The sequence below is a fragment of the Rhizobium tropici CIAT 899 genome (assembly GCF_000330885.1).
GTDB classification, from domain to species: domain Bacteria; phylum Pseudomonadota; class Alphaproteobacteria; order Rhizobiales; family Rhizobiaceae; genus Rhizobium; species Rhizobium tropici.
Genome location: NC_020059.1, coordinates 3,490,374 through 3,516,921, shown reverse-complemented (window position 1 = coordinate 3,516,921; position 26,548 = coordinate 3,490,374). Strand labels below are relative to the sequence as shown.

The 26,548-nt window shown below is 60.1% G+C and carries 27 protein-coding genes and 1 tRNA gene; 21 read left to right on the top strand and 7 right to left on the bottom strand.

The window, feature by feature from the left end; translation table 11 throughout:
• Positions 1-7 precede the first annotated feature (7 nt).
• From RTCIAT899_RS17270 to RTCIAT899_RS17235, 8 genes are read left to right on the top strand one after another with little or no spacing between them, the layout of a single operon-like run.
• Positions 8-1,426: an aspartate aminotransferase family protein gene (locus RTCIAT899_RS17270; RefSeq protein WP_015341518.1), complete on the top strand. Its 1,419-nt coding sequence runs from the start codon at positions 8-10 to the stop codon at positions 1,424-1,426.
• Positions 1,427-1,430: 4 nt separating this feature from the next.
• A complete protein-coding gene (locus tag RTCIAT899_RS17265; protein WP_015341517.1) occupies positions 1,431-2,384 on the top strand; it encodes an arginase family protein in 954 nt (317 codons plus the stop codon).
• Positions 2,381-2,734, top strand: a complete 354-nt coding sequence (locus RTCIAT899_RS17260; RefSeq protein ID WP_015341516.1) for a DMT family transporter — start codon at positions 2,381-2,383, stop codon at positions 2,732-2,734. Before RTCIAT899_RS17265 ends, RTCIAT899_RS17260 begins: the two co-directional genes overlap by 4 nt.
• Positions 2,731-3,603 carry a fatty acid desaturase family protein gene (locus RTCIAT899_RS17255; protein WP_015341515.1) on the top strand — a complete coding sequence of 291 codons (873 nt, stop codon included), beginning with the start codon at positions 2,731-2,733 and terminating at the stop codon, positions 3,601-3,603. The genes RTCIAT899_RS17260 and RTCIAT899_RS17255 overlap by 4 nt, the downstream gene beginning before the upstream one ends.
• The gene (locus RTCIAT899_RS17250; RefSeq protein WP_015341514.1) at positions 3,593-4,408 is read left to right on the top strand and encodes an alpha/beta hydrolase; all 816 of its coding nucleotides are present in this window, start codon (positions 3,593-3,595) and stop codon (positions 4,406-4,408) included. Before RTCIAT899_RS17255 ends, RTCIAT899_RS17250 begins: the two co-directional genes overlap by 11 nt.
• Positions 4,389-5,537: a GNAT family N-acetyltransferase gene (locus RTCIAT899_RS17245; protein WP_015341513.1), complete on the top strand. Its 1,149-nt coding sequence runs from the start codon at positions 4,389-4,391 to the stop codon at positions 5,535-5,537. The genes RTCIAT899_RS17250 and RTCIAT899_RS17245 overlap by 20 nt, the downstream gene beginning before the upstream one ends.
• Positions 5,537-5,965, top strand: a complete 429-nt coding sequence (locus tag RTCIAT899_RS17240) for an EamA family transporter (protein WP_015341512.1) — start codon at positions 5,537-5,539, stop codon at positions 5,963-5,965. Before RTCIAT899_RS17245 ends, RTCIAT899_RS17240 begins: the two co-directional genes overlap by 1 nt.
• Complete coding sequence (locus RTCIAT899_RS17235) at positions 5,962-7,302, top strand: cyclopropane fatty acid synthase (protein WP_015341511.1); 1,341 nt, start codon at positions 5,962-5,964, stop codon at positions 7,300-7,302. Before RTCIAT899_RS17240 ends, RTCIAT899_RS17235 begins: the two co-directional genes overlap by 4 nt.
• On the opposite strand, the gene RTCIAT899_RS17230 is transcribed toward RTCIAT899_RS17235, so the two are convergent.
• Entirely contained in the window at positions 7,243-8,013 is a 771-nt protein-coding gene (locus RTCIAT899_RS17230; protein ID WP_135488236.1) for a MipA/OmpV family protein, read from the bottom strand. The genes RTCIAT899_RS17235 and RTCIAT899_RS17230 overlap by 60 nt on opposite strands.
• Positions 8,014-8,477: 464 nt before the next feature.
• Between RTCIAT899_RS17230 and RTCIAT899_RS17225 the strand changes: the two genes are divergently transcribed.
• A complete protein-coding gene (locus RTCIAT899_RS17225; RefSeq protein ID WP_015341509.1) occupies positions 8,478-9,224 on the top strand; it encodes a phosphatase PAP2 family protein in 747 nt (248 codons plus the stop codon).
• A 21-nt stretch (positions 9,225-9,245) separates the two neighbouring features.
• Here RTCIAT899_RS17225 and RTCIAT899_RS17220 read toward each other — a convergent pair whose 3' ends face one another.
• A complete protein-coding gene (locus RTCIAT899_RS17220) occupies positions 9,246-9,887 on the bottom strand; it encodes a DUF1007 family protein (RefSeq protein WP_015341508.1) in 642 nt (213 codons plus the stop codon).
• Between the two features lie 210 nt (positions 9,888-10,097).
• Positions 10,098-10,172, bottom strand: a tRNA-Gly gene (locus RTCIAT899_RS17215).
• A 244-nt stretch (positions 10,173-10,416) separates the two neighbouring features.
• On the opposite strand from RTCIAT899_RS17215, the gene RTCIAT899_RS17210 reads away from it, so the two are divergent.
• The 4 genes from RTCIAT899_RS17210 to RTCIAT899_RS17195 all read left to right on the top strand — a co-directional run bounded on the left by RTCIAT899_RS17210 (position 10,417) and on the right by RTCIAT899_RS17195 (position 13,145).
• Positions 10,417-10,926, top strand: a complete 510-nt coding sequence (locus RTCIAT899_RS17210) for a prolyl-tRNA synthetase associated domain-containing protein (RefSeq protein ID WP_015341507.1) — start codon at positions 10,417-10,419, stop codon at positions 10,924-10,926.
• A gap of 158 nt (positions 10,927-11,084) precedes the next feature.
• Positions 11,085-12,059, top strand: a complete 975-nt coding sequence (gene trxA, locus RTCIAT899_RS17205; RefSeq protein WP_015341506.1) for a thioredoxin — start codon at positions 11,085-11,087, stop codon at positions 12,057-12,059.
• 227 nt (positions 12,060-12,286) lie between these two features.
• The gene (locus RTCIAT899_RS17200; RefSeq protein ID WP_041677715.1) at positions 12,287-12,946 is read left to right on the top strand and encodes an LON peptidase substrate-binding domain-containing protein; all 660 of its coding nucleotides are present in this window, start codon (positions 12,287-12,289) and stop codon (positions 12,944-12,946) included.
• Positions 12,947-12,956: 10 nt separating this feature from the next.
• Positions 12,957-13,145: a Trm112 family protein gene (locus RTCIAT899_RS17195; protein ID WP_015341504.1), complete on the top strand. Its 189-nt coding sequence runs from the start codon at positions 12,957-12,959 to the stop codon at positions 13,143-13,145.
• Positions 13,146-13,152: 7 nt separating this feature from the next.
• On the opposite strand, the gene RTCIAT899_RS17190 is transcribed toward RTCIAT899_RS17195, so the two are convergent.
• Positions 13,153-14,403: an MFS transporter gene (locus tag RTCIAT899_RS17190; RefSeq protein WP_244441424.1), complete on the bottom strand. Its 1,251-nt coding sequence runs from the start codon at positions 14,401-14,403 to the stop codon at positions 13,153-13,155.
• 241 nt (positions 14,404-14,644) lie between these two features.
• Between RTCIAT899_RS17190 and RTCIAT899_RS17180 the strand changes: the two genes are divergently transcribed.
• Positions 14,645-15,523 carry a LysR substrate-binding domain-containing protein gene (locus RTCIAT899_RS17180; protein WP_015341502.1) on the top strand — a complete coding sequence of 293 codons (879 nt, stop codon included), beginning with the start codon at positions 14,645-14,647 and terminating at the stop codon, positions 15,521-15,523.
• 41 nt (positions 15,524-15,564) lie between these two features.
• On the opposite strand, the gene RTCIAT899_RS17175 is transcribed toward RTCIAT899_RS17180, so the two are convergent.
• Positions 15,565-16,779, bottom strand: a complete 1,215-nt coding sequence (locus RTCIAT899_RS17175; protein ID WP_041677712.1) for a ubiquinone biosynthesis hydroxylase — start codon at positions 16,777-16,779, stop codon at positions 15,565-15,567.
• A gap of 83 nt (positions 16,780-16,862) precedes the next feature.
• On the opposite strand from RTCIAT899_RS17175, the gene tesB reads away from it, so the two are divergent.
• The 6 genes from tesB (at position 16,863) to RTCIAT899_RS17145 (ending at position 24,462) form a co-directional block, all read left to right on the top strand.
• A complete protein-coding gene (tesB, locus tag RTCIAT899_RS17170; RefSeq protein ID WP_041677711.1) occupies positions 16,863-17,747 on the top strand; it encodes an acyl-CoA thioesterase II in 885 nt (294 codons plus the stop codon).
• A gap of 213 nt (positions 17,748-17,960) precedes the next feature.
• Positions 17,961-18,311 carry a P-II family nitrogen regulator gene (locus tag RTCIAT899_RS17165; RefSeq protein ID WP_015341499.1) on the top strand — a complete coding sequence of 117 codons (351 nt, stop codon included), beginning with the start codon at positions 17,961-17,963 and terminating at the stop codon, positions 18,309-18,311.
• Between the two features lie 27 nt (positions 18,312-18,338).
• Positions 18,339-19,706, top strand: coding sequence for an ammonium transporter (locus tag RTCIAT899_RS17160; RefSeq protein ID WP_015341498.1), 1,368 nt, complete (start codon positions 18,339-18,341; stop codon positions 19,704-19,706).
• A 274-nt stretch (positions 19,707-19,980) separates the two neighbouring features.
• The gene (locus RTCIAT899_RS17155; protein ID WP_015341497.1) at positions 19,981-22,653 is read left to right on the top strand and encodes an FtsK/SpoIIIE family DNA translocase; all 2,673 of its coding nucleotides are present in this window, start codon (positions 19,981-19,983) and stop codon (positions 22,651-22,653) included.
• Positions 22,654-22,788: 135 nt separating this feature from the next.
• Positions 22,789-23,457: an outer-membrane lipoprotein carrier protein LolA gene (locus RTCIAT899_RS17150; protein WP_015341496.1), complete on the top strand. Its 669-nt coding sequence runs from the start codon at positions 22,789-22,791 to the stop codon at positions 23,455-23,457.
• Between the two features lie 201 nt (positions 23,458-23,658).
• Entirely contained in the window at positions 23,659-24,462 is an 804-nt protein-coding gene (locus RTCIAT899_RS17145; protein ID WP_015341495.1) for an exodeoxyribonuclease III, read from the top strand.
• A gap of 115 nt (positions 24,463-24,577) precedes the next feature.
• Here the strand turns inward: RTCIAT899_RS17145 and RTCIAT899_RS17140 are convergent, their stop codons facing one another.
• Together RTCIAT899_RS17140 and RTCIAT899_RS17135 are read right to left on the bottom strand one after the other, a co-directional pair.
• A complete protein-coding gene (locus RTCIAT899_RS17140) occupies positions 24,578-25,033 on the bottom strand; it encodes a cyclic nucleotide-binding domain-containing protein (RefSeq protein ID WP_015341494.1) in 456 nt (151 codons plus the stop codon).
• A 7-nt stretch (positions 25,034-25,040) separates the two neighbouring features.
• Entirely contained in the window at positions 25,041-25,724 is a 684-nt protein-coding gene (locus RTCIAT899_RS17135; RefSeq protein ID WP_004125729.1) for a response regulator transcription factor, read from the bottom strand.
• A 148-nt stretch (positions 25,725-25,872) separates the two neighbouring features.
• On the opposite strand from RTCIAT899_RS17135, the gene RTCIAT899_RS17130 reads away from it, so the two are divergent.
• Positions 25,873-26,421 carry a L,D-transpeptidase family protein gene (locus RTCIAT899_RS17130; RefSeq protein ID WP_041677710.1) on the top strand — a complete coding sequence of 183 codons (549 nt, stop codon included), beginning with the start codon at positions 25,873-25,875 and terminating at the stop codon, positions 26,419-26,421.
• Positions 26,422-26,548 lie beyond the last annotated feature (127 nt).

Below are 26,548 nucleotides of genomic sequence, written 5' to 3'. Positions count from 1 at the left end.
GCATTGAATGAAAACGAATGTAGCCGAAGCCTTCAGCGGTGAGACCGAGTCCGTCCGCTCCGAAGAGGAATTGCGCGCGCTTGAGGAGATCTATTGCTCCCATGGCGACACGGTTCACTATATGGACAAGCCGAAATTCTTCGAAGAATGCGAAGGCTCCTATGTCTACGACCGGACCGGGACGCCGTTCCTCGATCTGCAGATGTGGTATTCCGCCGTCAATTTCGGCTATCGCAACGAGCGCCTGAACGAGGCCGCGCATCGCCAGCTCGACCGTCTCCCGCAGGTCGCCTCGCAATATCTGCACCGCGAAAAGGTGGAGCTTGCGGCGATGATCGCCCAGGATGCCGAGCGCAAGTTCGGCCATAAGGGCCGTGTCCACTTCAACGTCGGCGGCTCGCAGGCCGTCGAGGATTCACTGAAGCTCGTGCGCAATTACACCGGCGGCAAGAGCCTGATGTTCGCCTTCGAAGGCGGCTATCACGGCCGCACGCTCGGCGCTTCGGCGATCACCTCGAGCTATCGCTATCGCCGCCGCTACGGCCATTTCGGCGATCGCGCGCAGTTCGTTGAGTTTCCCTATTACTTCCGCGGTCCGAAGGGCATGTCGAAGGAAGAATACGGACATTATTGCGTCCAGAAGTTCGCCCGCTTGTTCGAGAGCGAATATAACGGTGTCTGGGACCCGAAGGCCGGCAAGTCCGAATATGCGGCCTTCTACATCGAGCCGATTCAAGGCACCGGCGGCTATGTCATTCCGCCGATGAACTTCTTCGTCGAACTGAAGAAGGTGCTCGATGATCACGGCATCCTGCTCGTCGTCGACGAAATCCAGATGGGCGTCTACCGCACCGGCAAGCTCTGGTCGATCGAGCATTTCGGCGTTTCGCCGGATGCGCTGATCTTCGGCAAGGCGATCACCAACGGCCTCAACCCGCTCTCCGGCGTCTGGGCTCGCGAAGAGATGATCAATCCGGAGATTTTCCCGCCCGGCTCCACGCATTCGACCTTCGCCAGCAACCCGATGGGGACTGCCGTTGCGCTGGAAACGATGAAGATGCTGGAGGAGCAGGACTTCGGCGCTGCGATCATGGAAAAGGGCGCGCATTTCCTCGACGGGCTGAAGCAGCTGCAGAAGCGCCACGCCACCGTCGGCGAGGTCGATGGTCTCGGTCTCGCCCTGCGCATGGAAATCTGCAAGGACGACAGCTACACGCCGGACAAGGCGACGTTGGACTGGATGTGCGACGAAGGCATGAAGGGCGACCTTCAAGTCGGCGGCAGGACCTACGGCCTCGTGCTTGACGTCGGCGGCTACCACAAGAACGTCATCACGTTTGCTCCGAACCTGCTCATCACCCGCGAAGAGATCGATCTGGCGCTTGCGCTTCTCGATCAGCTTCTGACGCGCGCGGCCCGGAGATAAGACGGTGCAACTGCTGCTTCTTCATCTCGATGATGCTTTGGAGTTGCAGCCCGACTTCGTACGCGCGTGCAAATTCGCAGGCGCGTACCAGTATTTCGGCAAGAACGCCGGCCAGCAGGTTCGGCTTTGGAGCAAACAGAGCGCGCTTGACGATCTCAGCCGCGAGATCGTCAAGAACAGGCCTGCGACCGGCAAGACGCCGCAATTGTGCTTCATGGGCTCCGGTGATTTCCATCATATCACCGCCCTGCTGCTTGACGACGCGCTCGAGCGGCAGTCCAGTGCGGCCACGCTGATCCATTTCGACAATCATCCGGATTGGGTCAAGTTCGACGGCGGACTGCACTGCGGCTCCTGGGTCAACAGCGCACTTGCCAATCCCAGCATCCAGAAGGTCATCACGATCGGCGTCTGCAGCCATGATCTTCGTAGCCCGGAGCGCAAGGGGGCCAATCTGCACTGGCTCGGCGACGGCAAGCTGGAACTCTACCCTTACGAACATCCGCCGAGCCGCGTCCTGGCCGATTACGGCAATGGCGCCAGCTATCGACAGGAACGGGGTGCGCTGCACTGGAAGTCGATCGCCGAAATCGGCGAGGAAAATTTCATCGATCACATGCTCAGCCGTATTCGCACCGAAGCGGTCTACGTAACGATCGACAAGGACGTGCTGGCCGCCGACGATGCCGTTACCAATTGGGATCAGGGCCGCATGCGGCTGCCCTATCTCCTCTCCCTCATCAGCGAAATCGGCAGCCGTCACCGCATCATCGGCGCCGATGTCATCGGGGATTATTCGACCCCGAGTTATGCTGGCAGTCTTCGGACCCAATTCATGAAGCGCGCGGAGATCTTCATCGATCAGCCGCGTATGCGCCAGGGTGCCGAAACGATGAGAAACATCAACAGTGCAGCCAATCATGCGCTGCTTGAGGTGCTGGCGGAGTACATGGAATGACTGGCAGCCTGACACTTCCCATGCTCGGACTGATCCTATTCTGCATACTCGCGGAGACGGCCCGTGAAGTTTGCTTCAAGCAAACGGCCGGCGAAGGCGCCCTGCTTTCGGCGCTGGCCAAGCCGATCACCTGGCTCGGCATTCTGTTTTGGGCCGTGGAGCTTTTCGCCTGGACGGCCGTTCTCGAGCGCGTCCCCCTGACCATCGCCTTCCCGCTGATGGCGCTAAGCTATGTGGTTATCGTGCTCGCCGGCGCCGTCATCTTCAAGGAAAACATCAACCTGCGCCACGCGACGGGCGTGTTCCTCGTCACCGCCGGTGTGGCTTGCGTGGGAGTTACAGGACTATGAAAATCTTTGCACACACCCGATGGGATCTGGCACCGGTTCTGGCCGCTGTCGCCCATCTCGCCTTCGATGTCTATCTGATCGTCGGCTTCGAAAGCCGGCCGCTTTGGCTCTCCGCCGTTCTCGGCTGTCTTTACGCCGTTTCGATCTCCTGGAACATCAACAGCATATCGCACAATTTCATCCATACGCCCTATTTCAAGCCGCGCTGGATGAACTACGGTTTCAGCCTGCTGGAGTCGGTCGCGATCGGTTTCTCGCAGACCTATTATCATTGGGTGCATATGCGCCACCATTCAGGCAACAGCGACAGGCCGGATGAGAAAGGCGACACTGTCGATCTGTTGTCGATCTATCGCCATGGCCGCGACGGCCAGCCGGAAAACGTCTGGTCCTACACGTTTCTGAGCTTCTTCCGCGACAGCCTCGGCGACATCCACAAGGCGATCGCCCGCAACCGCCCCTTCGACGCGGCCTGGGGACGGTTCGAACTCTACTTCTTCCTGGGACTTGCCGCGCTCGCGCTTGTCTACGATTGGAAAGCGGTGCTGTTCTTCGTGCCGTTCTATTATATCGGCAACTGCCTGTCGTCGCTGAACGGCTATTACGAGCATCTGAACGGCGATCCGGACGAGCCGATCGCCTGGGGCGTCTCGAGCCACAAATCCTTCTACAACTGGCTCTGGTTCGGCAACGGCTATCATGCGGAGCACCATTATCGCCCGCGGACCCACTGGACGAAACTCCAGGCGCTGCATGAGCAGATCAAGGACGAGCAGGAAAAGAATGGCACGCATGTGATCAGCACCTGCCATGCTCTTGGCTTTATGGCCAAGGAAAACCGGCCGTCGGAGCTCTCTCATGAAAGCTGACGAATTGAGCTTCTTCATGGAGGGCTCAAACGGCAAAGGCGTTCTTCTGATTCACGGTCTGACGGGAGCGCCGGCCGAAATGAAGCTGGTGGCCCGTCACCTCAACCGCAGGGGCTACAGCATCTATGCGCCGTTGCTCGCAGGCCATGGCGTCGATGCGAAGACCCTGCGCGGAACGAGCTGGGAAGACTGGCTAGCCTCTGTCGTCAGCGCATCGGAATTTCTTGCATCCAGAACGCAGGAAGTCTTTGCGGCTGGCATCTGCGTTGGTGGCAAGCTGGCGATGCTGGCCGCCGAACAGCAGAAGAAGACCATCAGCGCGGTGGCGATCTATTCTCCCTGCTTCAGTTATGACGGCTGGGACGTTCCCTTCTACTATCCGCTGCTGGCCTCCCAGATCGGCTGGCTGTCGCGCGTTCCATTCCTCGACCGGCTGAACTTCAGCGAGACAACCTCGCTCGGTATAAAGGACGAGCGCATGCGCCGGTTGATCGAAGGCATGGCGAGCGAAGGCGTTTTGGAAAAATTCCCGGGCAAGGGTCTGGTCGAGATGCACCGGCTGGGCAAGGCTCTTCGCAGCCTGTTGCCGCAAATGCAGACGCCGACGCTGATCCTGCATGCCGAGGATGACGATCTCGCCAGCCCGAAGCATGCCCGTTACATTTCCGAGCATATCGGTGCTCCGCACGAACTGAAATGGATCACGGACAGCTATCACATGATCCATGTCGACCGGCAGCACCGTCAGGTGGCCGATTTCACGGCCGATTTCTTCGAGGCGCGTCATGTCGCAGCCGCTGCTTAAAGTCCCGCCGCAGCCGACGGGCGATCCGGTGGCCGAAGTTCATGTCAGCATCCGCGCCATCGGCCGCGATGCGTGGAATGCGTGTTTCCCGGGTCAAGTCGAGGACTATGATTGCCTGCTGGCGATCGAAGAAGCTGGTCTTGAGGGGTTTGAATGGCGCTACATCACCGTCACGGAAGGCGGACGGGTCAGCGCAGCCATGCCGGCCTTTCTCTGCCTTTATGCCCTCGATACCACGCTGGAGGAAGGCTTCCTGCGTCGGTCCATGCGCAAGGTCCAGCGCTATTTTCCGAAGTTCCTGAAGCTGCGCCTTGCCTGCCTGGGTTCACCCTGCACGGAAACGGGGGCGATCGGCTTTCATCCCGACGTCGATGGCGAGCGACGCGGCGTCTTGCTGGCCGAGATGCTGTCCTTTTTCGAGCAGGTCGCCGCGGCTGAGTGTTGCGGGCTGATCGGCCTCAAGGATATTCCCGAGCCGACATCGGCCGAATTCGGCGCGCTGTTTGCCGCGCGCGGCTATGCCACGATCGGTGGCCTTCCGACGGCCTGGCTCGACATCGATTTCAAGACGGTCGACGAATATCTCGCCAGGCTTTCGTCCGGTACGCGCAAGGACATGCGCCGCAAGATGAAATCCTTCGAACAGGTCAGGGTCGAGATCCGGACGGATTTCGGCGAATTCCTGCCTGAGGTCATGGCGCTCTATCATGACACGCGCAATCGCAGCGAATGGCAGTTCGAAGAACTGACGCCTGCCTATTTCCAGGGCATTCTCGACCGGATGAGCGGCCGCGCGTTCTGCGCCTTCTATTTTGTCGAAGACAAGCTCATGGCCGCCAATCTGATTGTCCATGACGAGCGCGTGGCGATCGACAAGTTCTTCTGCATGGATGGCGAAAAGGGCCGGCCCTACAATCTCTACTTCCTGAGCTGGTTCACCAATCTGCGCTATTGCCTCGATAATGGCTTGAGCCGGTACCAGAGCGGTCAGGCCTATTATGAAAACAAGGTGCGGCTCGGCAGCAAGCTGACGGCCAATGCGATGTATTTCCGCCACCGCAATCCTTTCCTTCAGGGACTGTTGCGACTGGTATCGCCGCTGTTCTCGACAGATGAGGCGGATTTGTAATGCCGATGCGTCTTTCCTGGCTTGCCGTGCCGGTAATGAATACCCTGTTCCAATTCTTCATCAAGCTCGGAGCCGAGCAGATGAACGCTGGGCGCACGGAAAGCTGGCTATGGCAAGCACTCTCCTCATACTGGATATTGGCAGCTATCGCCGTCGAGATCGTGACCTTCTTCATCTGGATGAACGTGCTTGCGGAACTCGATCTCAGCCGCGCCTTCCCGCTTTCCGGCATTAGCTACGTGCTGATCATCGCGACAGGCTGGTTCGTCTTCGGCGAGCGTGTCGTCGCCCTGCAGGTGGTCGGCAGCGGTCTGATCCTCCTGGGGGTCTGGTTGATCGCCGGTGCCAATGCGGCGCCGGAAGAGGGCGACGATTGGCATGTCAAGCATGACGGGCTGCGCAGCAGCGCCGGTAAGGATGGAAGATGACCGGTTCTCCAGCTGAAAACCGCTCCACGGGCAAGAGCAATGTCCTTTTCTCCGGCGTTGTGGACTGGTGCGTGAAGCGCGCGCTGTCTTCGATCGTGACGCGCGGCGCATTGACCGTGACCACGGCCAGCGGCCGTGTGCTGACCTTCGGCGACGGCACCGGCAAGCCGGTCCATGTCCGTTTCACCGACGACCGCGCCGAATGGGCGCTCCTCATCGATGCCGATAAGCGGCTTGGCGAGCTCTTCATGGATGGCCGCTTCATCGTGGAGCAGGGTACGCTCTACGATTTCGTGGCGATGATGCTGCGCGAAGGGCAGAACAGTACCCACCCCCTCATTGCCCGCATCATCGATCATATCAGGACGAAGCTGCGGATTTTCCGCCATCGCAACCTACCGGGGCGATCGAAGGCGAATGTCGCGCATCACTACGATCTCGATGGTAGGCTTTACGAGCTCTTCCTCGATCCGGACCGGCAATATTCCTGTGCCTATTTCGAGCATGCAGATCAATCGCTTGACGATGCGCAGATTGCCAAGAAGCGGCATCTCGCCGCCAAGCTTTTGATCGAACCGAACAACAGCATCCTCGATATCGGCTGCGGCTGGGGCGGCCTCGCGCTGCATATGGCCGAACATGCGCCGGGCGGTTACGTGCTCGGCGTGACCCTGTCGGAAGAGCAGCATGAATACGCGTCGAAGCGGGTTGCCGAGAGAGCCGGCGGAACACCGGCGGAGGTTCAGTTCGCGCTGAGGGATTACCGCAGCCTGACCGGCCGCTTCGACAGGATCGTTTCCGTCGGCATGTTCGAGCATGTCGGGCTGGCGTCCTATCGCACCTTCTTCCGCAAATGCGCTGAGCTTCTGGAGGATGACGGCGTCATGGTGCTGCACACCATCGGCTGTTCGGCGACGCCCGGCTTCACGACGCCGTGGCTCGACAAATACATCTTTCCCGGCGGCTATATTCCGGCGCTGTCCGAGATCGTGCCGGAGATCGAGGCGGCGGGGCTTGCCATCACCGATGTCGAGGTGCTGCGGCTGCATTATGCCAAGACGCTGGAGGCGTGGCGGGAGCGTTTCATGGCGCGTTGGGACGACGCCGCCAAGCTCTATGACGAGCGCTTCTGCCGCATGTGGGAATATTATCTTTCGACGGCGGAGGCCGCCTTCCGCTACGAGGATCTCGTCGTCTTCCAGATCCAGATCGCCAAGCGAAATGACATCATTCCGCTGACGCGCAACTATATCGCCGAGAATGAAGCGAAGAGCGCTTCAAAACTTGACGTTGAAGGTTCTGTTGAGCGTAAAGCCGATGATGTTCTGGTTGGGTGAGCCGAAGCGCGAGGTGATCGGGCTATCGGCGGCGTCGCCTACCAGGCGGTTATATTTCTCATAGACCTGCACGCTCCATTCCGGCGAGATCGTATAGGTCGCCGCCACGGTGAAGCCGACCGATTTCACGCCGGCGCCGGCATCGAAGGCATTGATATGGCCATGTCTCGCAGCTTCACTCTCCGAGATGCCGAAGTTGGTGCGCATATAGACTGAATTTGCCATCGACAGGCGAGGGCCAGCGGACAGGAGCCATTTGTCTCCGAGCGGCTGGAACCAGTCGAGAGCGAAATCGCCCACCAGTCCATCGCCGCCCCAAAGTGACTGGCGTATTTCCGTGCGGAACCGGAGCCGATTGTCCATCAGCCAATATTGGGCAAAGCCGCCCGCATCGAAGTTCCAGCGCACCCTGCGCTGGCTTTGCAGGTGCAGGTTGTTGATGTCGAAGCGGTCGTCCCGTAGCCCCACAACGGGGCCGATTTCGACGCCGCCGAGATCGAAGAGCTGATAATCGAAATTATCGTCCGGAGCGCTGTATTCCTGCGCCTCACCCAAACGATGGATGTCGAATGAGGGCAGGGCGCCGAAGGTATAATGCTTCGATCCCTCATAGCTCGGGCCGTATTCAACCGTCGCACCAAGCGTGACAACCCAGGTATCGGATGAGGATTTAGAGGTGTCATCCGCCGCTTTGGATGAGGTGGGAAACATACCGGCTATACACGCTGCCAGCAGCCCCGTTCCGGCCAGCACAGACAGCCGGGCGGAAAAAGATGTCCCAACATTTAACACTCTGAAAACACCTGATGCCTGATCGCCCCTGCAGCTCTAGTAGCACAGCTCACGGCTTGGAAAACAGTAGAAAGTTTGACAGCAGACATGGTGCCTGACCACCAGCCTGAACGCTTCTGTATTGCTAACGCCCCCATGAACCATCCTTCAGCAGAAAGCGAAGCAGGCCACATCCTGTCGTGGCTGCCGCGGTGCCTGCGGCAATTCCCGTCAAGATAGAGAGGTTTTATTTCACGAACCTGAAGCGCATGCGCCGCCGAATATATCATCGCGGCTTTGATCGGTTGGAAGCTGCGCGTTTTGTTCCTAGATAGGCTTTGTCCGCTATCGGGCTTCGATTCTGGACGAAACGATATGAGAGCAGGCAAGGCGGGTTTTAGCGCATGAAGGATCGGCCATTCGGCACATCGGGCATCCCTGGATGGTTGAACCGCTACGAGCCCTTGCTGCTTGTGATGTTCGCCGCGCTTTCGGGCGGCATTCTTCTGTTCATCTATCTCACAGGAGAAGTCCTCGAAGGCAGCACGAAGGGATTCGACGAGGCGATCCTGCTGGCGCTTCGTCAGCCTGGTGATCTTTCTGTTCCGATCGGGCCGGGTTGGCTGACCCATGCCGTCAAGGACATTACCAGCCTCGGCGGGACGACGGTACTCGCACTGATGACGGCGCTCGTGACGATCTATCTGCTTCTCGACCGGCAGCGCTCCATCGCCATCTTCATCCTCGCTTCGGTCCTGGGCGGATGGGCATTGAGCACGGCCTTGAAGGTCGGCGTCGCGCGGGCGCGTCCGGATATCGTGCCACATCTGGTCGAGGTTCACGATCTGAGCTTTCCGAGCGGCCATGCGATGGTATCGGCCGTGACCTATCTGACGCTTGCCGCTCTGATCTCAGGTACGCGGACCTATCGTTCGACGCGCTTCTTCATCGTCGCAGCCGGCATCCTGCTGACATTGATGATCGGCGCGAGCCGGGTCTATCTCGGTGTACATTATCCGACCGACGTTCTCGGTGGCTGGTGCGCCGGTGCGACCTGGGCGCTCGCCTGCTGGATCATCGCCCGCCGCTATATATCACCTGCCGCAGGCGGCAAGGGGCCTGCCGAAGACGATGGTCCGCCTTTCAAATGAGGGAGGCTGCCCCTTGCAGGATCAGCACTGGACTTCGAGCCGCGTCGCGACCAGCAGTGAGTAGTCCGTGCCCTTGGGGTCGCTGAAGAACATGCTGGTCAGCGCGGCCTGGTTTTCCGCCATGACTTCCTTGGGGTTGGGCCTGATGACCTTACGCTTGCAGCGGCCTAAAGCCTGCCCCGACGTGGTCAAATCGTTGTCGGTGGCGAAATCGACCGCCGTATAGAGCGTCTTGTCGTAGATGCCGAAAATGGTGGTGCCCTTGAGGAAGGTCTTCTGCTCCGGCTTCAGCGAAAAGGTCAGCGTCAGCGAACCATCCTTGTAATTGGCCTCAACCGCGTCCGGTTTGGCCATCGGAACCGCTTTGCCGTTGCTGGTGACGTTCGTGTAGTAACCATATTGCGCCAAGGAATCCCTGACCGTCTTTCCCACGGCTTTGAGCTCGCTCGCGCTCAAAGCCTGGTCGCCGCTCTTGCCGTAATCCATGAGCACGGAGGAGGTGAACACCTCGTCGAAGCTCCAGACGTTGCGTAGCTCGCTGATCGAGCCATCGGGCGCCGAGACGACCTCGAACTTGGCATCGATGAAGATATGCGGATGGGCAAATGCGGGAACGGGTAGAAGCGACAGCATCGCAATCAGCAGGGAAATCTTTGTTTTCATGCTTTTCATGCGAGCAGCTACCGCGTTTCGTCCGGTCTATCCGATGCGCAGATCTGAGCGTCAAATGAGACTGATTTGAGACCCTTCGCGCGTGGGCAAGGCATAGATGCAAGGAAAGGAAACGGGACTACGGAAACTTGCCTTTTCGGCATAACATCAGCCTCGGCCTGAGCCGTGACTTTTTCTCTTCGGAGGAAAAATCTGGAAAATTGGAGCGGGCGAAGGGATTCGAACCCTCGACCCCAACCTTGGCAAGGTTGTGCTCTACCCCTGAGCTACACCCGCTCATTCCCGTCGCGATCCGGGGTAGTGTGTTGGACCGCTGGGCGTCGTCTTGCGGCGACGGGCGCTATATGGCCTAACCATTTTTCAAATGCAACAGGGAAATGACGAGTTCGCGAAGAAAAAATGCATCTTCTTTCCATAAGCTCTCGGAAAGCCCGGAAACGCCGGGCTTTGTCGTCTCGAAGATTGCAATGAAATTGTGGGCGACGTATCAGGGGCGAACCATTTTTGATTGCGAGACGTCATGACCGAGACCACTCCGAAAACCCGCGACGATCTTTTCCGATTCCTGGATGGGCTCGGCATTGCCCATACCACCAAGGATCACGCTCCGGTCTTCACCGTCGCCGAATCGGTGTCGTTGCGTGACGAGATCCCCGGCGGGCACACGAAGAACCTGTTCCTGAAGGACAAAAAGGACAATTTCTTCCTGCTGACCGTCGAGGAAAACGCGACCGTCGATCTGAAGACCGTCCACACGCTGATTGGCGCGGCCAGCAAGGTGTCCTTCGGCAAGCCGGAAAAGCTGATGGAGTATCTCGGCGTCATTCCGGGATCCGTCACGGCGTTTGGTGCGATCAACGACGCGGGCAACAATGTCACCTTCGTCCTCGATGCCGATTTGATGGCGCATGACACCGTCAATTGCCATCCCCTGTCGAACGATGCGACGACATCGATTGCCAGCGGCGATCTCCTGCGCTTCATGGAGGCGACGGGTCATGCGCCGCTAGTCTTGAAAGTGACGAGCTAACGTACGATTTTAGCGCTAAGATATGGCAGGCGGCTTCTCTTCGGGCTGTCCGCGTGCTTTGACCATTCCATTCGGCGTGCTGTCCGGCGAACTTTATCGGTTCGTTTGGGAATCATGCTCCTCACAAGATCAAGGATGCCGGCAGGCGGGAGACACTTATGAGCGGTTCGAACAATCCCTATAACGCTTCCTTCGGCGGGCAGATGTCGGCCTCGGCATCCTACGGCGGCGCGCCGTCAGCCGGTGGCGCTTCGCCGATCAAGGACACGACGACTGCCAACTTCGCCAAGGATGTTATCGAAGAATCGCGCCGTCAGCCGGTGCTGGTCGATTTCTGGGCGCCCTGGTGTGGCCCCTGCAAGCAGCTGACGCCGGTTCTCGAAAAGGTCGTCACCGAGGCCCAGGGACGGGTCAAGCTGGTCAAGATGAACATCGACGATCATCCCTCGATCGCCGGTCAGCTCGGCATCCAGTCGATCCCGGCCGTTATCGCTTTCGTCGATGGCCGTCCTGCCGACGGCTTCATGGGGGCGGTTCCCGAAAGCCAGGTTCGCCAGTTCATCGATCGTCTCGGCGGTCCGGCAGGCGGCGCCGACGATCAGGCGGCCGAGATTGCCGCTGTTCTGGAAGAGGCGAGCGGCCTGCTTGCCGCCGGTGATGTCAATGGTGCCGCCGAGCTCTTCGGCGCGGTGCTGCAGGCGGATCCCGAAAATGCCAAGGCGCTTGCCGGCATGGCGGAATGCATGATTGCCGCCGGCCAGAGCCAGCGCGCCCGCGAAGCGCTTGCCGACCTGCCGGAAACGCTCGCCAACGATGCAGGCATCCAGGCCGTGGTGAAGAAGCTCGACCAGATCGACGAGGCCCGCAAGCTCGGCGATCCCGTGGCGATCGAGCAGGAACTGGCGGCCAATCCCGACAATCACGAACAGCGCATCAAGCTCGCCAAGATCCGCAATGTCGAAGGCAAGCGCGAAGAGGCGGCCGAGCATCTTCTGACCGTCATGCGCAAGGACCGCAGCTACGACGATGACGGCGCGCGCCGCCAGCTCCTGGAGTTCTTCGAGGTATGGGGCGCCAAGGATCCCGCCACGATCGCGGCGCGGCGCAAGCTTTCCTCCATTCTGTTTTCGTAAGAGCCTGTTTTCCTGATGTAGATGGCGATCGTGCGAAACATTTCGCACGGTCGCTTGTTTGGATGAACGCGGCGTATCGGCACCCCGGCTAAAATACTCTTGTGTTTTCGGCAGACGGGCTCACATTGTCTGACGACGTGGCGCGGGATGGGAAGCGACCGCGATGTGTGTCGTTCCTGTGCGGCCCTCCGTGGCCGGCAGCGCGGTGTTCTAGCGGGATGGAAGAGATGCAAGTCGGCAATGCCAGATATTTGAAGCCAAGCGATCTGCCCGAATCGGTTGCTGTCTTTCCCTTGTCCGGTGCCTTGCTGCTGCCCGGGGCGCAATTGCCGCTCAATGTTTTCGAGCCGCGCTATCTTGCCATGTTCGATGCGGCGATCGCCGGCAACAGGCTGATCGGCATCGTGCAGCCTGCGCTTTCCGAGCCGGCCGACACGCCGAACCTCTCGCATGTCGGCTGCCTGGGACGCATCACCTCCATCGCCGAAACCGGCGACGGACGTTACATTGCCGCGCTGACCGGTATATGCCGTTTCCGACTGATGGATGAAATCACCACGCACCAGCCCTATCGCACCTTCCGCATCACGCCTTTCATCTCCGACCTCAAGTCGCACCATGAAGAGGATACGGTCGACCGCGCCGCACTTCTTTCCGCCTTCCGGGCCTATCTGGAAGCCAACACGCTGGAGGCGGATTGGGAGAGCGTCGAGCGCGCCGACAATATGATGCTGGTCAATTCGCTCTCGATGATGGCGCCTTTCGATCCGGCTGAAAAGCAGGCACTTCTCGAAGCCCCGGATCTCAAAACCCGCGCCGAAACCTTCATCGCCATCGTCAAGATCGTGCTCGCCGGCTCCGGCGACACTGATTCGCTGATGCAGTAGGAGCCTGCCGATGGATGTTACGGTCAGCAAAGTCGACCCGAAACTGCTCGATCTCCTCGTCTGCCCGCTGACCAAGGGGTCGCTGAGCTACGATCGGGAAAAGAACGAGCTGATCTCGGAAAAGGGCCGCCTTGCCTATCCGATCCGCGATGGCATCCCGATCATGCTGATTTCGGAAGCGAGACGTATCGAGGATTGACCTAGATTCAGTTCGATTGAGATAAGTTGTTCACTCGGCGGTGCACCAGCAAAAGGCCCAGGAGTGTGCAATATGCAATGCTTGAGATCACCAGGGCCAACCACAGAGCAGCCTGCCGACCGGCATAGGTCACCACGGTGGTAAATAATGGCGGCGCCGCTGCATAGGAGAGATTGAGGGGCACCGCCAGTCGTGCCGACGCACGGGCGTAAGTGCCGGCGGGAAAAATCTGCAGCGGGAGCGTGGCGCGGGTAACGGCGGTGATGCCGCTGGCAATGCCGTAAAGCGTTGCGAAAAGCATGGCGCCCCTGAAGCTGTTGCTCAGCAGAAGAATCGCGAAGCTCAAGGGAAACAGAGCAGAGCCCGCGAGGCCGATGGCAAAGCCCGACCACCGCCCGCCGCCGAGAAAATCGACCAGGCGGCCTGCCCATCGCGCAATGCCGATGAAGGCTGCCGCCGCCAGCGCACTGGCATGATCGAGACCAGCAGCCTCGAAGAGGATGATGATCGTCAGGGCAAATCCCCAGGTAACGAAGCCGTTGGCGGCAAAGCTTGCGGCCAGCAAGGTGAAACTCGGCCCATGGATGCGGGCAGGCTCCGGCGCGGTCTTGGCAACCGATTTCTCCCTGGGTTGACGGGCAAGCGTGGTCCAGTGCAGCGGCGCGCAGACAAACAGCATCAGCGCGGCAAAGAGAAGCGTTGTTGCGCGCCAGCCCCATTGATCCTGCAGAAGGGCGGTCAGCGGCCAGACGATCGTCGATGTCAGCCCGCCGGCCAGGATCAAAACACCGAGCGCACGACGTGCGCTCTCTCCGGCCATTTCGCTGACTGCAATCTGTGCCGGTGTGGTCAACATGCAGGTGCCGGCGAGGCCGAGGGCTGCCCATGAAAGGATATAGGAGACCGGACCGTGGGCAAGCCCCAGGGTCAGCAATCCGGCTGCGCCCAGAACGGACCCCAAGGTCATGATGGGACGCGTGCCGTGGTGCTCGATCATGCTGCCCAGCGGCCAGGATATCGCGGCCATCACGACAAGCATGATCGTTGGTCCCGCCATAACCATGGGCAGAGCCATGCCCAGCTCACCAGCCATGGCAGGACCGGTCACTGCCGGTAGATAGAAGGTCGCGCCCCAGCCGATGAGCTGCGTCAGCGACAGGGCGACAACGGCACGAACTGTAGGCGAGCGGAGCCGCATGCCAGTAATCGGTGCGGAAAGCGCCATAAAGCCGCGGCAACGATGGAAAAGAGGGGGCATCAAGGACCTTTGGACGCGACTAGCTTTACTTTTTATGGAATGAGGAACGTCGGCATTTCCGTCCGCGATGGCGAAAAGAAATTAATGCTGGCTGAGTGGCTGCACTTGCTGTGGTTCCGAGTCCGTTGTGATATTGGGTGGGGCTTAAAGCGTGAATTTCCGGTGTGATTTCATCTCTATTTGTGCTCGATTTTCGCATTATCCTCAAACGAGGAATTTGAGGGGAGCTTGAGGAAAATTCATGCAGGATCGGCACCGCATCTCGCTCAACGCCATCAGGGTGTTTGCCATCGTGGCACGCACGGGAAGTCTGACGGCCGCCGGCAATGAGCTTGGCGTAACTTCCGGTGCGATAAGCCACCAGCTCAAAAAGCTTGAAGACGAGCTTGGGGTGAGCTTCTTCCGTCGGGGAAACAACACCGTCTCCCTCACCGAAGTGGGGCGGCGGTTTTATCAGGAGGTGGGGCCGGCGATCGGGCTCATCGAGCGTTCGGCCGAAGCTCTTTATCGCGACGAAAACGAAATCAGCGTCCACGCAACGACATCGCTTGCGCTGCGCTGGCTCATCCCGTCGTTGGATCGCTTTCGCGCCCTCTGCCCGCAGGTGCGCGTTCGGGTAGAAACGAGTTCTGCGCGGAGTTTTTCAATCGTGCCGCATTCAGATGTCAGTATCCGTCATTTCAGGATCGGGGAGGCGGCCGAAGGATGGGAATTCCTTGCGCGCGATCTGCGCCGTCCGGTCGTTTCTCCGGGCTTGCAGGCAAAAGACGCCAATCGTCAGGAGATTGCCGTTCCGCGTCTGCCGGCTTTGCAATGCTGTGTGGGCAACTGGGATTGGCAGCTCTGGTGCGAGGCGTTCCATCTTTCGCCGGCAGACCTTTCCTTCGGCCATGCCTTCGACACGGACGATGCCGCGCTTCATGCCTGCGTCGCCGGTCTTGGAGTGCTACTCGCACCGACCATCCTCACGGGCCGGGAAATGAAATCGGGTGCGCTGGTAAGCCTGCCGGGCTATGAACCAGTCGAAACCGGCACGTATCGCTATCAGCGCCGTTTGGAATCGAGAGCGGTCCGGCAATTCTGCAACTGGATGGATGCCGAGATGCAAAACCTCGAATAGAGGGTTTCCGCTTTAGAGATTGGCGATTCGATCTCGATCCTTCAAATCGCCTCACCAGCCAGCAGCCGCGGATTATCCTTGGCGGTCGTTCCGGCGGCCTGGCCGATGAAGAAGGATTTGAGGCTGGGCAGGCGGTCGACGATCCCCAGCCCGAAGTCGCGGGCGATGCGCAGCGGTGTGTTGTCATTGGAGAAGAGCCGGTTCAGCACGTCGGTCGTCACCCCCATGCGGAAAGTGTCGAAGCGGCGCCAGGTCTGGTAGCGTTCGAGGGTGTTGATCGAGCCGATGTCGAGGCCGAGGCGGTCGGCCTCGACGATGGTTTCGGCAAGGGCCGCCACATCCTTGAAGCCGAGATTGAGGCCCTGGCCGGAGATCGGATGGATGCCATGCGCGGCATCGCCGGCCAGCGCAAAGCGCGGCGCGACGAAGTCGCGGGCAAGCGTGAGGCCGAGCGGGAAGGCGCGGCGTTCTCCGACAGTAGTGAGTGCGCCGAGCTTGTGGCCGAAGCGGCGTTCCAGCTCCGCTTCGAACAAGAGATCGTCGGAAGCCACAAGCCGTTCGGCGTCGGGGGTGCGTTCCGTCCAGACGAGCGAGGAGCGGTTGTTTTTCAAGGGCAGGATGGCGAAGGGACCGGAGGGCAGGAAATGCTCCTCGGCGCAGCCGCCATGCGGGCGCTCATGCTCGACGGTGACGACGATGCCGGACTGGCCGTAATCCCAATTGACGGTCTTGATACCGGCCATGTCGCGCAGCTTCGAACGAACGCCGTCGCAAGCGACCAGAAGCCGCGTTTCCAGGGTGCTGCCATCCGAAAGGGTGAGGGTGGTCTTGTTGTCGTCGGTGACGAAATCCGTGGCGCTGAGGCCATGCTTGATCGGGATGCCCAAGCGTTCGCAGGCGCCGCGAAGCGCCCCGACCATGGTCATATTCGAAACCATGTGGGCGAAAGGCTGGCCCTCGGCGACTTCGCCGTCGAAAGTGAGGAAGACCGGGCGGACGGGGTCGCCGGTGCGCGAATCGGTGACGATCATGCGGGTGATCGGTTCGGCCTCAGGCGCGATTTCGTTCCAGACACCGAGAACATCGAGCATCTTCGAGGCGGCAGCGATGATCGCCGAAGCCCGCATGTCCTTCTTCCAGGCGGTTTCGGGAGCGGCTTCCACGATCATGACGTCGAGGTGAGGTGCGGCCTGCTTGACTGCGACTGCTGCGGCAAGACCCACATATCCGCCACCCACTACCAGCATGTCCAACATAGCGCTTCCCTGTGTCTTACTGTCACGTCCTGCTCTATATAGAGCATCCTGTTCACGGTTCCTACCATGGGAGTTCAAGCAAAATGTCGCGAGAGGCCGAGAGGCTCACCCCGATGGAAACCGTGCTGGCGACGCTCGATCTCGAAACGATCGAGATGAACCTGTTTCGCGGCAACAGCCCGCAGGTCGGCTGGCAGCGCGTCTTCGGCGGGCAGGTCATCGGCCAGGCGCTGATGGCGGCGCAGAGAACGGTGACTGGCGATCGCTTCGCGCATTCGCTGCACGCCTATTTCATGCTGCCGGGCGATCCTTCGGTGCCCATCCTCTATCAGGTCGACCGCCTGCGTGACGGCTCCAGCTTCAATACGCGGCGTGTGCTGGCCATCCAGCATGGCAAGGCGATCTTCGCGCTGACCGCATCCTTCCAGGTCGACGAACCCGGCTTCGATCATCAGGGCGATATGCCCGATGTGCCGATGCCGGAGGAATTGATGGACGAGGAGCAGGTCAAACAACGCTACCTCGCCCATGCGCCGGAGAATGTTCGCCGCTACTGGGAGCGCAAGCGGGCGATCGAAATCAGGCCGGTGTCGATCGAGAGCTATTTCTCCCGCGCACAGCCGAGCCAGCGGCAGAATATCTGGGTTCGGGTGACGGGACCGGTGCCGGATGACCGGCTCTACCAGAATGCGGTGCTCGCCTATCTCTCCGACATGACGCTGCTCGATGTTTCCCTGAATGCGCATGGGACATCGGTCCTGGACCCGACCGTCCAGGTAGCGAGCCTCGACCACGCCATGTGGTTCCATCGACCGTTCAAGCTCGACGACTGGCTGCTCTACAGCCAGGAAAGCCCCAGCGCCTCCGGTGCGCGCGGATTTACGCGCGGCAGCCTGTTTACGCGATCCGGTATCCTGATTGCGTCGGTAGCGCAGGAAGGCCTGATTCGTAAAAAGGCAAATGATTAAATAAAGTGCAATTTTATAAAATTGCACGTTATTTGTGCTGCTCTTTTGGCGAGAAATGCCGCTTTATTGGTTCTGCTCAATAAATCTGTTTTATTTCAATACGTTATAAATGTGTCACGAATCTGGCACGCCCTTTGAATGTGTATGGCCAGTCGCTGCAGAAACACTCGTCGGCGGCAAGGAGAGTCGGCTCCGCGCCGAGGCTAACAAAGGATGGGAAACCAGATGAAAATTGTGATGGCCATTATCAAGCCGTTCAAGCTCGATGAGGTCCGTGAGGCCCTCACGGCTGTCGGCATCCAGGGCCTGACTGTGACCGAAGTGAAGGGCTACGGGCGCCAGAAGGGGCATACCGAGATCTATCGCGGCACCGAATATGCCGTGAGCTTCCTGCCGAAGCTGAAGATCGAAGTCGCAGTCGCATCCGAAACCGTCGACAAGGCCGTCGAGGCCATCGCGTCGGCCGCCAAGACCGGCCAGATCGGCGACGGCAAGATCTTTGTCTATTCCATTGACCATGCCGTGCGCATCCGTACGGGCGAAACCGATTCAGAAGCGCTGTAAGACACGGCGGACCAGGGAGTTATTTGCATGTCATTTTCCAAGCTTTCCTCCGCCCTGACACGGGTGGGCGCGCTTTCTGCGGCCTTGCTTGCGCCGGCGATCGCCTTTGCGCAGGAGGCCGCCCCGGCTGCTGCGGCTGCGACCGCCGCCACTCCGGTTCCGGACAAGGGCGACACCGCCTTCATGTTCATCTCCACCATTCTCGTGCTCTTCATGCTCGTTCCGGGCCTTGCGCTGTTCTATGGCGGTCTTGTCCGCGCCAAGAACATGCTCTCGGTCCTGATGCAGTGCACGATGATCGGCGCCGTCGTGATGATCATCTGGGTTCTCTACGGCTATTCCTTCGCCTTCGGTGGCGGCACCAGCCCCTATTGGGGCGGCACGGCCAAGATGTTCCTGTCGGGCGTTTCGACCTCGACGACGGCTGCAACCTTCTCCAAGGGCGTCGTCATTCCTGAGTTCATCTTCATGCTGTTCCAGATGACCTTTGCCGCCATCACGCCGGCCCTGATCATCGGTGCCTTCGCCGAGCGCATCAAGTTCGGCGCGGCCGTGCTCTTCTGCGCGCTGTGGGCGACCTTCGTCTACTTCCCGATCGCTCACATGGTGTGGGATTCCAACGGCATGCTCTTCAAGATGGGCGCGCTCGACTTCGCAGGCGGCACCGTCGTTCACATCAATGCCGGTATCGCGGGCATCGTCGGCGCCATCCTCGTCGGCAAGCGCGTCGGCTTCGGCAAGGACATGATGGCCCCGCATTCCATGACGCTGACCATGGTCGGCGCATCCATGCTCTGGGTCGGCTGGTTCGGCTTCAATGCCGGCTCCAACCTTGAAGCATCCGGCGGCGCAATGCTCGCAACCGTCAACACCTTCATCGCAACCGCGGCCGCCATCATCTCCTGGTCGCTGGTCGAAACCTTCACCCGCGGCAAGGCCTCCATGCTCGGCGGCGCTTCGGGCATGGTTGCCGGCCTCGTCGCCATCACGCCTGCAGCCGGCATCGCCGGTCCGATGGGCGCGATCGTCATGGGCCTTATCGTCTCGCCGCTCTGCTACTTCTTCGTCTCGGTCGTGAAGAACAAGTTCGGCTATGACGATACGGCTGACGTCTTCGGCGTGCACTGCGTCGGCGGCATCTTCGGCGCCATCGCAACCGGTATCTTCGCCAGCGCCTCGCTCGGCGGCGTCGGCTATGCCGAAGGCGTCACCATGAGCAGCCAGGTCGTCGTCCAGCTGACCGCCGTCGTCACGACAATCCTGTGGTGCGGCATCGGCTCGGCGATCCTCTACAAGGTCGTCGATGTCATCATCGGTCTGCGCGTCGCTCCGGAAGCCGAGCGCGAAGGTCTCGACCTCGCCTCGCACGGCGAAGCCGCCTACCACAATTCCTGATCGGAGCTTGCGAAACCGGAGCAAAGTTTCCGGTTTCGCTGAACATCCCGTCGCGTCCTGTTTCATCGTAAATAGGCCGCACTTGGCCCGGACCTCGGTTCGGGCCCTTTTCTTTGGTGCGATCACATCCACCTGCGAAAGCCCCGTAATCTCCCGGCTCGGCATGCATGGTTAACATGCCATTAACCCTCCTCTGATTAGGTATGGCTAACCTGCCGGCGAGTGGGCATAGACCGATTCGCTTGCGCTTTGGACTGGAACGGGGCTTGATATCATGGGCAGAAGCAATTCGGCGGCGTTGAGCGGTCGCCCCGACCGTTTATCGCTTTCGAGCGTGGTTTGGCGTCAGATCAAGGGGCTTTCGGGCTTTGCAATATTGTTCCTGCTGGCGCTCGCCGTTGCGGCGCTGGCGACCTGGAACGTCATGGACCCCAGCTACTCCTACGCAACTGCCAATGCGCCGACCAACCTGCTCGGCTTTCCCGGCGCCGCTTTCGCCGACATCATGATGCAGTCGCTCGGCCTCACTTCGGTTCTGGCCATGCTGCCCGTCGTCGCCTGGGCCTTTGCTTTGATCACCAATCGCAAGCTTCATCGGGTACCCTCCCGCCTCGGCGCCTGGTTCGGCGGCTGCATCGTCGCGGCCGGCTCGATCGCCTGCTTTCCCGCCCCGCCGACCTGGCCGATCCCCAACGGCATCGGCGGTGTCGTCGGCGATCTTCTGCTACGCCTCCCGGCCCTTTTCATCGGCACCTATCCGAGCGGTGTCGTCGCCATCATCATCGGTTCGGTTCTCGCCGTCCCGGCCATTTGGCTCATGCTCTTTGCCTCCGGTATCATCGGCGAAAATCTCGTCGAAGACGAGGAGGATGAGGACGATTACGAAGAAACCCGCAGCCGCGCCCGTCGGGTGGGCGACGTGGACGAGGATGACGACCGCGGCAGCTTCCTTGGCAATTTCATGGCCTTCGGCGCTGTCATGCATGCCTGGTACAACACGCAGGCCCGCCTGCGCCGGCTGTTCGGCATGGGTCCACGCAAGCGCCGCGACCATGCCTTCGACGCGCCTTACGATTTCAATGATGACGAATTCGGCACGCTGAACGAGCCCGTGCGCGCCAAGGCGCCGATGGTGCGTGGTGACCGTCTCGATCCGTCCATGGATGGCCCCGCCGCCCGGCGCGTCGTTTCCGCGCCCTCGATCAGCCTCGGCGATGACGAGGATGAGGACGAGGATTCCCTTTATGATCGCGATCCGCGGCGTCCTGCCGATATCCTGCCTGACGATGAGGATGAAGATTGGCCGTTGGCTCCGGCTGCATCGAAGGGAGCCGCCGCCGGGCATCGCGTCACCCCAGCCGCGCCACGCCCGAAGCCTGGCGCGCGAGCTGAGCGCGAAGCGCAGACCTCCTTCATCCGTCCCTATGGCTTCCAACTCCCCGCTGTCCATTTGCTTGCCGAGCCGAAGGCCGTCGCCCGCGATGCGACGCTCTCTGCCGATGCGCTGGAGCAGAATGCCCGCATGCTCGAAGGCGTGCTGGAGGATTTCGGCGTCAAGGGCGAAATCATTCACGTCCGCCCTGGTCCGGTCGTCACGCTCTATGAGCTGGAGCCGGCGCCAGGCATTAAGTCGTCCCGCGTCATCGGCCTTGCCGACGATATTGCCCGTTCGATGAGCGCGATCGCCGCCCGCGTCGCCGTCGTTCCCGGCCGCAATGCGATCGGCATCGAGCTGCCAAACTCGACGCGCGAAACGGTCTATCTGCGTGAGCTCATCGCCAGCCGCGATTTCGAGACCTCCAAGGCGAAGCTTGCCATGTCGCTCGGCAAGACGATCGGCGGCGAGCCGGTGATTGCCGATCTCGCCAAGATGCCGCATCTGCTCGTGGCAGGCACCACCGGTTCGGGTAAATCCGTTGCGATCAACACGATGATCCTGTCGCTGCTCTATCGCATGACGCCCGAGCAATGCCGCCTGATCATGATCGATCCGAAGATGCTCGAACTCTCCGTCTATGATGGCATTCCGCATCTGCTCTCGCCTGTCGTCACCGATCCGAAGAAGGCCGTCGTCGCGCTCAAATGGACCGTCCGCGAGATGGAAGAGCGCTACAAGAAGATGTCGAAGATCGGCGTGCGCAACATCGACGGCTTCAACAGCCGGGTCGAGCAGGCCGTCGCCAAGGGCGAGGCGATCAGCCGCACGGTGCAGACCGGCTTCGATCGGCAGACCGGCGAGGCGATCTATGAGACGGAAGAATTCGACCTAAAGCCCATGCCCTATATCGTCGTCATCATCGACGAAATGGCCGACCTGATGATGGTCGCCGGCAAGGATATCGAGGGTGCCGTGCAGCGTCTGGCGCAGATGGCGCGTGCGGCCGGTATCCATGTCATCATGGCAACACAGCGCCCCTCGGTCGATGTCATCACCGGCACGATCAAGGCGAACTTCCCGACCCGCATCTCCTTCCAGGTGACCTCGAAGATCGACAGCCGCACGATCCTCGGCGAGCAGGGGGCCGAACAACTCCTCGGCATGGGCGACATGCTCTATATGGCCGGCGGCGGGCGCATCCAGCGCGTGCACGGCCCCTTCGTCTCCGATGGCGAAGTGGAGGATATCGTCGCTTATCTGAAGACGCAGGGCGCGCCGCAATATCTCGATGCGATCACCGCCGATGACGACGAGGACGATGACGGCCATGGTCCGGTCGGTACCTCCAATCTTTCCGATTCGGAGGATCCCTATGATCAGGCGGTTGCGATCGTGCTGCGTGACGGCAAGGCCTCGACCTCCTATATCCAGCGCCGTCTCGGCATCGGCTACAATCGTGCCGCGTCGCTGATCGAGCGCATGGAGCAGGAGGGACTGATCGGCCCGGCCAACCATGCCGGCAAGCGCGAAATTCTCGTTCCGACCGAAGCCGACATTCTGGATCGCTGAGGCGATCCGTCTTCCGGTATTGCGTATCCAGCCTATGTTCAGAGAAATTTGATCGCAGCCCTTACCGGCCCTGGGCCGTTGCGCCATGAAGACGCCGATTTTGCGCGCCATGGACGAAGCATGAAGGAGAATTTGATGACAAAGTTTGATGCGCAGCCGTCCAGCCGACTTTCCCTGACCCGCCGGCATTTCCTTGGCGCCGTGGTTGCGGTCGGTGCGGCAGGCGCGCTGCCGGTTTCGGCTTTCGCGCAGGCCCAGGCGCAGACACAGGCAGCCGCAGCTACCCTCAATCCCGGCATCGCCCAGGCTATTGCCGACCACTTCTCGTCCATCAAGTCGATGAAGGGCGGTTTTCTGCAGATCGGTCCGCGCGGCGATCAGATGAGCGGCGCCTTCTTCATCCAGCGGCCCGGCAAGATGCGCTTCAACTATGATCCGCCGTCGCGCATGCGCGTGATCTGCGATGGGAACAACGTGCAGGTCATCAACGACCAGACGCAGACGAGGAACATGTATCAGCTGTCGAAGACGCCGCTGAGTCTGCTGCTCGCCAACAAGATCGACCTTTCCGCCGACATGGTGCGCAATGTCGATTCGCAGCCGGATCTGACCAAGATCACGCTCGGCAACCGCACGGTCTTCGGCGATTCCACCATCACGATGATCTTCGATTCGAAGTCCTATGATTTGCGCCAATGGACCGTCATCGATCCGCAGGGCAAGACGACCGATGTGATCATCAACAACGTGAAGACGAATGTCGCCTTCGACGACAGCGTTTTCCGCATCGATTATACGCGCTGAGTGTCGTCTCCATCCCGAGCCATAGTAAGCGACGAATGGCGCTTTTCTTTCCGCCACAGCCGGTCTAAAGCCTTAGGCTGACCGGGGGAACCAGCGATTCATCGAATCGCCGAGTCGCTCCGGCTGTCTGTTTTGACGCAATTCCGGACGGAAAACCGCTGCGCACTTTTCCTCGAATTGCTTTAGGGAAAAGGTTCGGGCATGGGATTTTCGATTGCGACCTGGAATATCAATTCGGTGCGGCTGCGCATGCCCATCGTCGGGCAGTTCGTCATGCAGGCCAGGCCGGATATTCTCTGCCTGCAGGAAACCAAGGTTCCGAACGAGCTTTTCCCCCACGCGCCGCTTCGGGCGCTTGGCTATGAGCACATCATCATCCATGGCCAGAAGGGTTATCATGGCGTCGCCATTGCCTCGCGTTTCCCGCTGACCGAGGATCATCGCCAGGATTATTGCAATGTCGGCGACAGCAGGCATATCTCGGCGATCTTCGAGCGCGGCGGCCGCCGCATTCGCCTGCATAACTTCTATGTGCCGGCCGGCGGCGACGAACCGGATCGCACGATCAATCCGAAATTCGGCCACAAGCTCGATTTCATCGAGGAGATGAAGAAGCTGCATGCCAATGCGGAGCAGAACACCTCGGCCATCCTCGTCGGTGATCTCAATATCGCGCCGCTGGAGCACGACGTCTGGTCGCACAAGCAGCTCTTGAAGATCGTCAGCCATACGCCGGTGGAGACCGAAGGCCTGCTCGAGGTGATGAAACGCGGCGCCTGGCTCGACCTGATGCGCCAGCAGGTGCCGGAAAACGAAAAGCTCTATACGTGGTGGAGCTATCGCGCCAAGGATTGGGAGGCCGCTGACCGCGGCCGCCGTCTCGACCATATCTGGTCATCCTCCGATCTCGGCCCGCATCTGCAGCGCATCGAGATCCTGAAAGCGGCGCGCGGCTGGGACCGCCCGTCCGACCACGTGCCGGTCGTTGCGCATTTCAATCTCTAAAAGGGATTGAGGATATCAGAGCGTTTGCGCTTTTCTTTGAATCGCGAAAACGCTCTATCCTTTTGTATTTACGCAATTCCGGACGGAAAACGCTTCGCACTTTCCTGGCGTTGCTTCAGGAAAAGCGGCCGAGCATTGCTGCCGCTTGCCTGGCCAGAGCGGCGAAGTTTTCGCGGATACGGTTCTGGATCAGCAGACCGGCGTCAGGATATTCCTCGATCAAGCGGTGAAAGAGGGCGCGCGTGATGCGGATCACGTCGGACTCTTCGGCGGCGACAGCCGTATATTTCCGTTCCACCAAGGTCACCATCGCCAGCTCCGAAAGCATGGTGCCGGCCTGGACTATCGCTTCCACCTGTATCTGGCCGTTCGCATCGATGGTGCTGAGCTCGAAACTGCCGCGCGTGATGACATAGGCGCATTCGGCGGGCGATTTTTCCCGGAACAGCGTCTGGCCTTCGTTCACGTGGCGGCGATCGGCACCGAAGGCGATCAGCCGCAACGGTTCATCGCCCATACCATGAAACAGCGGCAGTTGCGACAGCAGTCGAATATCGTCGTTCAGCGCCATCGATCGCCTATGGAATGATCTTGTAGCCGCCGTTTTCCGTGACCAGGATTTCGGCGTTGGAGGGATCGCGTTCGATCTTCTGGCGAAGGCGGTAGACGTGGGTCTCGAGCGTATGGGTGGTCACGCCGGAATTGTAACCCCAGACCTCTTCGAGAAGGATATCGCGGGTCACGACCTTCTGGTCGGCGCGATAGAGATAGCGGATGATGGCGGCTTCCTTTTCCGTGAGGCGGATCTTCTGTCCGTCTTCGGTGGTCAGTAGCTTCTGGCTCGGCTTGAAGAGATAGCGTCCCACAGTAAAGGTCGCATCCTCGCTCTGCTCGTGCTGGCGCAATTGCGCGCGGATGCGGGCGAGGAGGACGGCGAAGCGGAAAGGCTTCGTCACATAATCGTTGGCGCCGGCTTCAAGGCCCAGAATGGTGTCGGAATCGGTGTCGTGGCCCGTCAGCATGATGATCGGCGGCTTGAAGCCATTCTTGCGCAGCAGCTTTACGGCTTCGCGGCCGTCCATATCAGGCAGGCCGACATCCATGATCAGGAGATCGACGGGCACGGTGCGCGCCGTCTGCACGCCCTTTCCGGCAGTCACTTCCTGCAGGACGTTGAATTCCTCGTAAAGCGATAATTGCTCGACCAACATCTCACGCAGGTCGTTGTCATCATCCACCAGGAGAATGGTGCGTGCCGTCATGCCGTTCGGGTCCTTGTTCTCATTCCTCCTAAGTCCTACGCCAAATTGCACTTTTGGCAAGTCGCGAGGCCGCTCAGGCTTGGTCGTTTGGTTGAAACTGCTATGATTTCAAACGAAATCACACGCAAAGCAAAAACATGTGAGGGAAATGCAAAAGATAAGGGCGGAGGTGGCGCGGACCGCATCGACGATCGTCGTGCGGCCTGCGCCGGGTAAGAAAACCCGGGCATTGGTGCAGGTGGGGGGCATCACGGTGCCGGCGGCAATCGGCTGGTCCGGGCGCAGCATCTTGAAGCGGGAGGGGGACGGCGCAACGCCGATTGCGGGCATGAAGCTACTCTATGGCTTCAGGCGCGGCGATCGGGTCCGCTTCCTGCGGACGGCCCTGCCGATGCGGCACATCCGGAAGGATATGCTCTGGTGCGATCAACCCGACGATGCCAATTACAACAGGCCAGTGAAGGCGCCCTTCAAGCCGAGCCACGAGCAATTGCAGCGGGAGGATGGCCTTTACGATATCTGCCTGGTGCTGGACTGGAATGTGAGTTCGCGCCGGCGCCAGCGAGGTTCGGCGATCTTTTTTCACCTGATCAGGCCTGGATACGAGCCGACGGCCGGGTGTGTCGCGGTCAGCCTCGGTCACATGCGCCGCATCCTGCCGTTGCTGCGTAAGGGAACCACCATCCGGGTTGTCTGAGCGGGTGATCAGGGTTAAAATCCCAACATTCTCCACTATATGGGTTTTCGACCGGCGCGCCTGCGCGGATTCTGGTCCACCCCTTTTCTTTTAGAATTTAAATCTCGCCTTCACTCGACCCGCCTCT

What these genes read in the sequence shown, in the direction of transcription:
- RTCIAT899_RS17270 (WP_015341518.1), top strand. Translation starts at nt 8, where the DNA reads ATGAAAACGAATGTAGCCGAAGCCTTCAGCGGTGAGACCGAGTCCGTC.
- RTCIAT899_RS17260 (WP_015341516.1), top strand. Translation starts at nt 2,381, where the DNA reads ATGACTGGCAGCCTGACACTTCCCATGCTCGGACTGATCCTATTCTGC.
- RTCIAT899_RS17255 (WP_015341515.1), top strand. Translation starts at nt 2,731, where the DNA reads ATGAAAATCTTTGCACACACCCGATGGGATCTGGCACCGGTTCTGGCC.
- RTCIAT899_RS17250 (WP_015341514.1), top strand. Translation starts at nt 3,593, where the DNA reads ATGAAAGCTGACGAATTGAGCTTCTTCATGGAGGGCTCAAACGGCAAA.
- RTCIAT899_RS17245 (WP_015341513.1), top strand. Translation starts at nt 4,389, where the DNA reads ATGTCGCAGCCGCTGCTTAAAGTCCCGCCGCAGCCGACGGGCGATCCG.
- RTCIAT899_RS17240 (WP_015341512.1), top strand. Translation starts at nt 5,537, where the DNA reads ATGCCGATGCGTCTTTCCTGGCTTGCCGTGCCGGTAATGAATACCCTG.
- RTCIAT899_RS17235 (WP_015341511.1), top strand. Translation starts at nt 5,962, where the DNA reads ATGACCGGTTCTCCAGCTGAAAACCGCTCCACGGGCAAGAGCAATGTC.
- RTCIAT899_RS17230 (WP_135488236.1), bottom strand. Translation starts at nt 8,013, where the DNA reads ATGTTTCCCACCTCATCCAAAGCGGCGGATGACACCTCTAAATCCTCA.
- RTCIAT899_RS17225 (WP_015341509.1), top strand. Translation starts at nt 8,478, where the DNA reads ATGAAGGATCGGCCATTCGGCACATCGGGCATCCCTGGATGGTTGAAC.
- RTCIAT899_RS17220 (WP_015341508.1), bottom strand. Translation starts at nt 9,887, where the DNA reads ATGAAAACAAAGATTTCCCTGCTGATTGCGATGCTGTCGCTTCTACCC.
- RTCIAT899_RS17210 (WP_015341507.1), top strand. Translation starts at nt 10,417, where the DNA reads ATGACCGAGACCACTCCGAAAACCCGCGACGATCTTTTCCGATTCCTG.
- trxA (WP_015341506.1), top strand. Translation starts at nt 11,085, where the DNA reads ATGAGCGGTTCGAACAATCCCTATAACGCTTCCTTCGGCGGGCAGATG.
- RTCIAT899_RS17200 (WP_041677715.1), top strand. Translation starts at nt 12,287, where the DNA reads ATGCAAGTCGGCAATGCCAGATATTTGAAGCCAAGCGATCTGCCCGAA.
- RTCIAT899_RS17195 (WP_015341504.1), top strand. Translation starts at nt 12,957, where the DNA reads ATGGATGTTACGGTCAGCAAAGTCGACCCGAAACTGCTCGATCTCCTC.
- RTCIAT899_RS17190 (WP_244441424.1), bottom strand. Translation starts at nt 14,403, where the DNA reads ATGCCCCCTCTTTTCCATCGTTGCCGCGGCTTTATGGCGCTTTCCGCA.
- RTCIAT899_RS17180 (WP_015341502.1), top strand. Translation starts at nt 14,645, where the DNA reads ATGCAGGATCGGCACCGCATCTCGCTCAACGCCATCAGGGTGTTTGCC.
- RTCIAT899_RS17175 (WP_041677712.1), bottom strand. Translation starts at nt 16,779, where the DNA reads ATGTTGGACATGCTGGTAGTGGGTGGCGGATATGTGGGTCTTGCCGCA.
- tesB (WP_041677711.1), top strand. Translation starts at nt 16,863, where the DNA reads ATGTCGCGAGAGGCCGAGAGGCTCACCCCGATGGAAACCGTGCTGGCG.
- RTCIAT899_RS17165 (WP_015341499.1), top strand. Translation starts at nt 17,961, where the DNA reads ATGGGAAACCAGATGAAAATTGTGATGGCCATTATCAAGCCGTTCAAG.
- RTCIAT899_RS17160 (WP_015341498.1), top strand. Translation starts at nt 18,339, where the DNA reads ATGTCATTTTCCAAGCTTTCCTCCGCCCTGACACGGGTGGGCGCGCTT.
- RTCIAT899_RS17155 (WP_015341497.1), top strand. Translation starts at nt 19,981, where the DNA reads ATGGGCAGAAGCAATTCGGCGGCGTTGAGCGGTCGCCCCGACCGTTTA.
- RTCIAT899_RS17150 (WP_015341496.1), top strand. Translation starts at nt 22,789, where the DNA reads ATGACAAAGTTTGATGCGCAGCCGTCCAGCCGACTTTCCCTGACCCGC.
- RTCIAT899_RS17145 (WP_015341495.1), top strand. Translation starts at nt 23,659, where the DNA reads ATGGGATTTTCGATTGCGACCTGGAATATCAATTCGGTGCGGCTGCGC.
- RTCIAT899_RS17140 (WP_015341494.1), bottom strand. Translation starts at nt 25,033, where the DNA reads ATGGCGCTGAACGACGATATTCGACTGCTGTCGCAACTGCCGCTGTTT.
- RTCIAT899_RS17135 (WP_004125729.1), bottom strand. Translation starts at nt 25,724, where the DNA reads ATGACGGCACGCACCATTCTCCTGGTGGATGATGACAACGACCTGCGT.
- RTCIAT899_RS17130 (WP_041677710.1), top strand. Translation starts at nt 25,873, where the DNA reads ATGCAAAAGATAAGGGCGGAGGTGGCGCGGACCGCATCGACGATCGTC.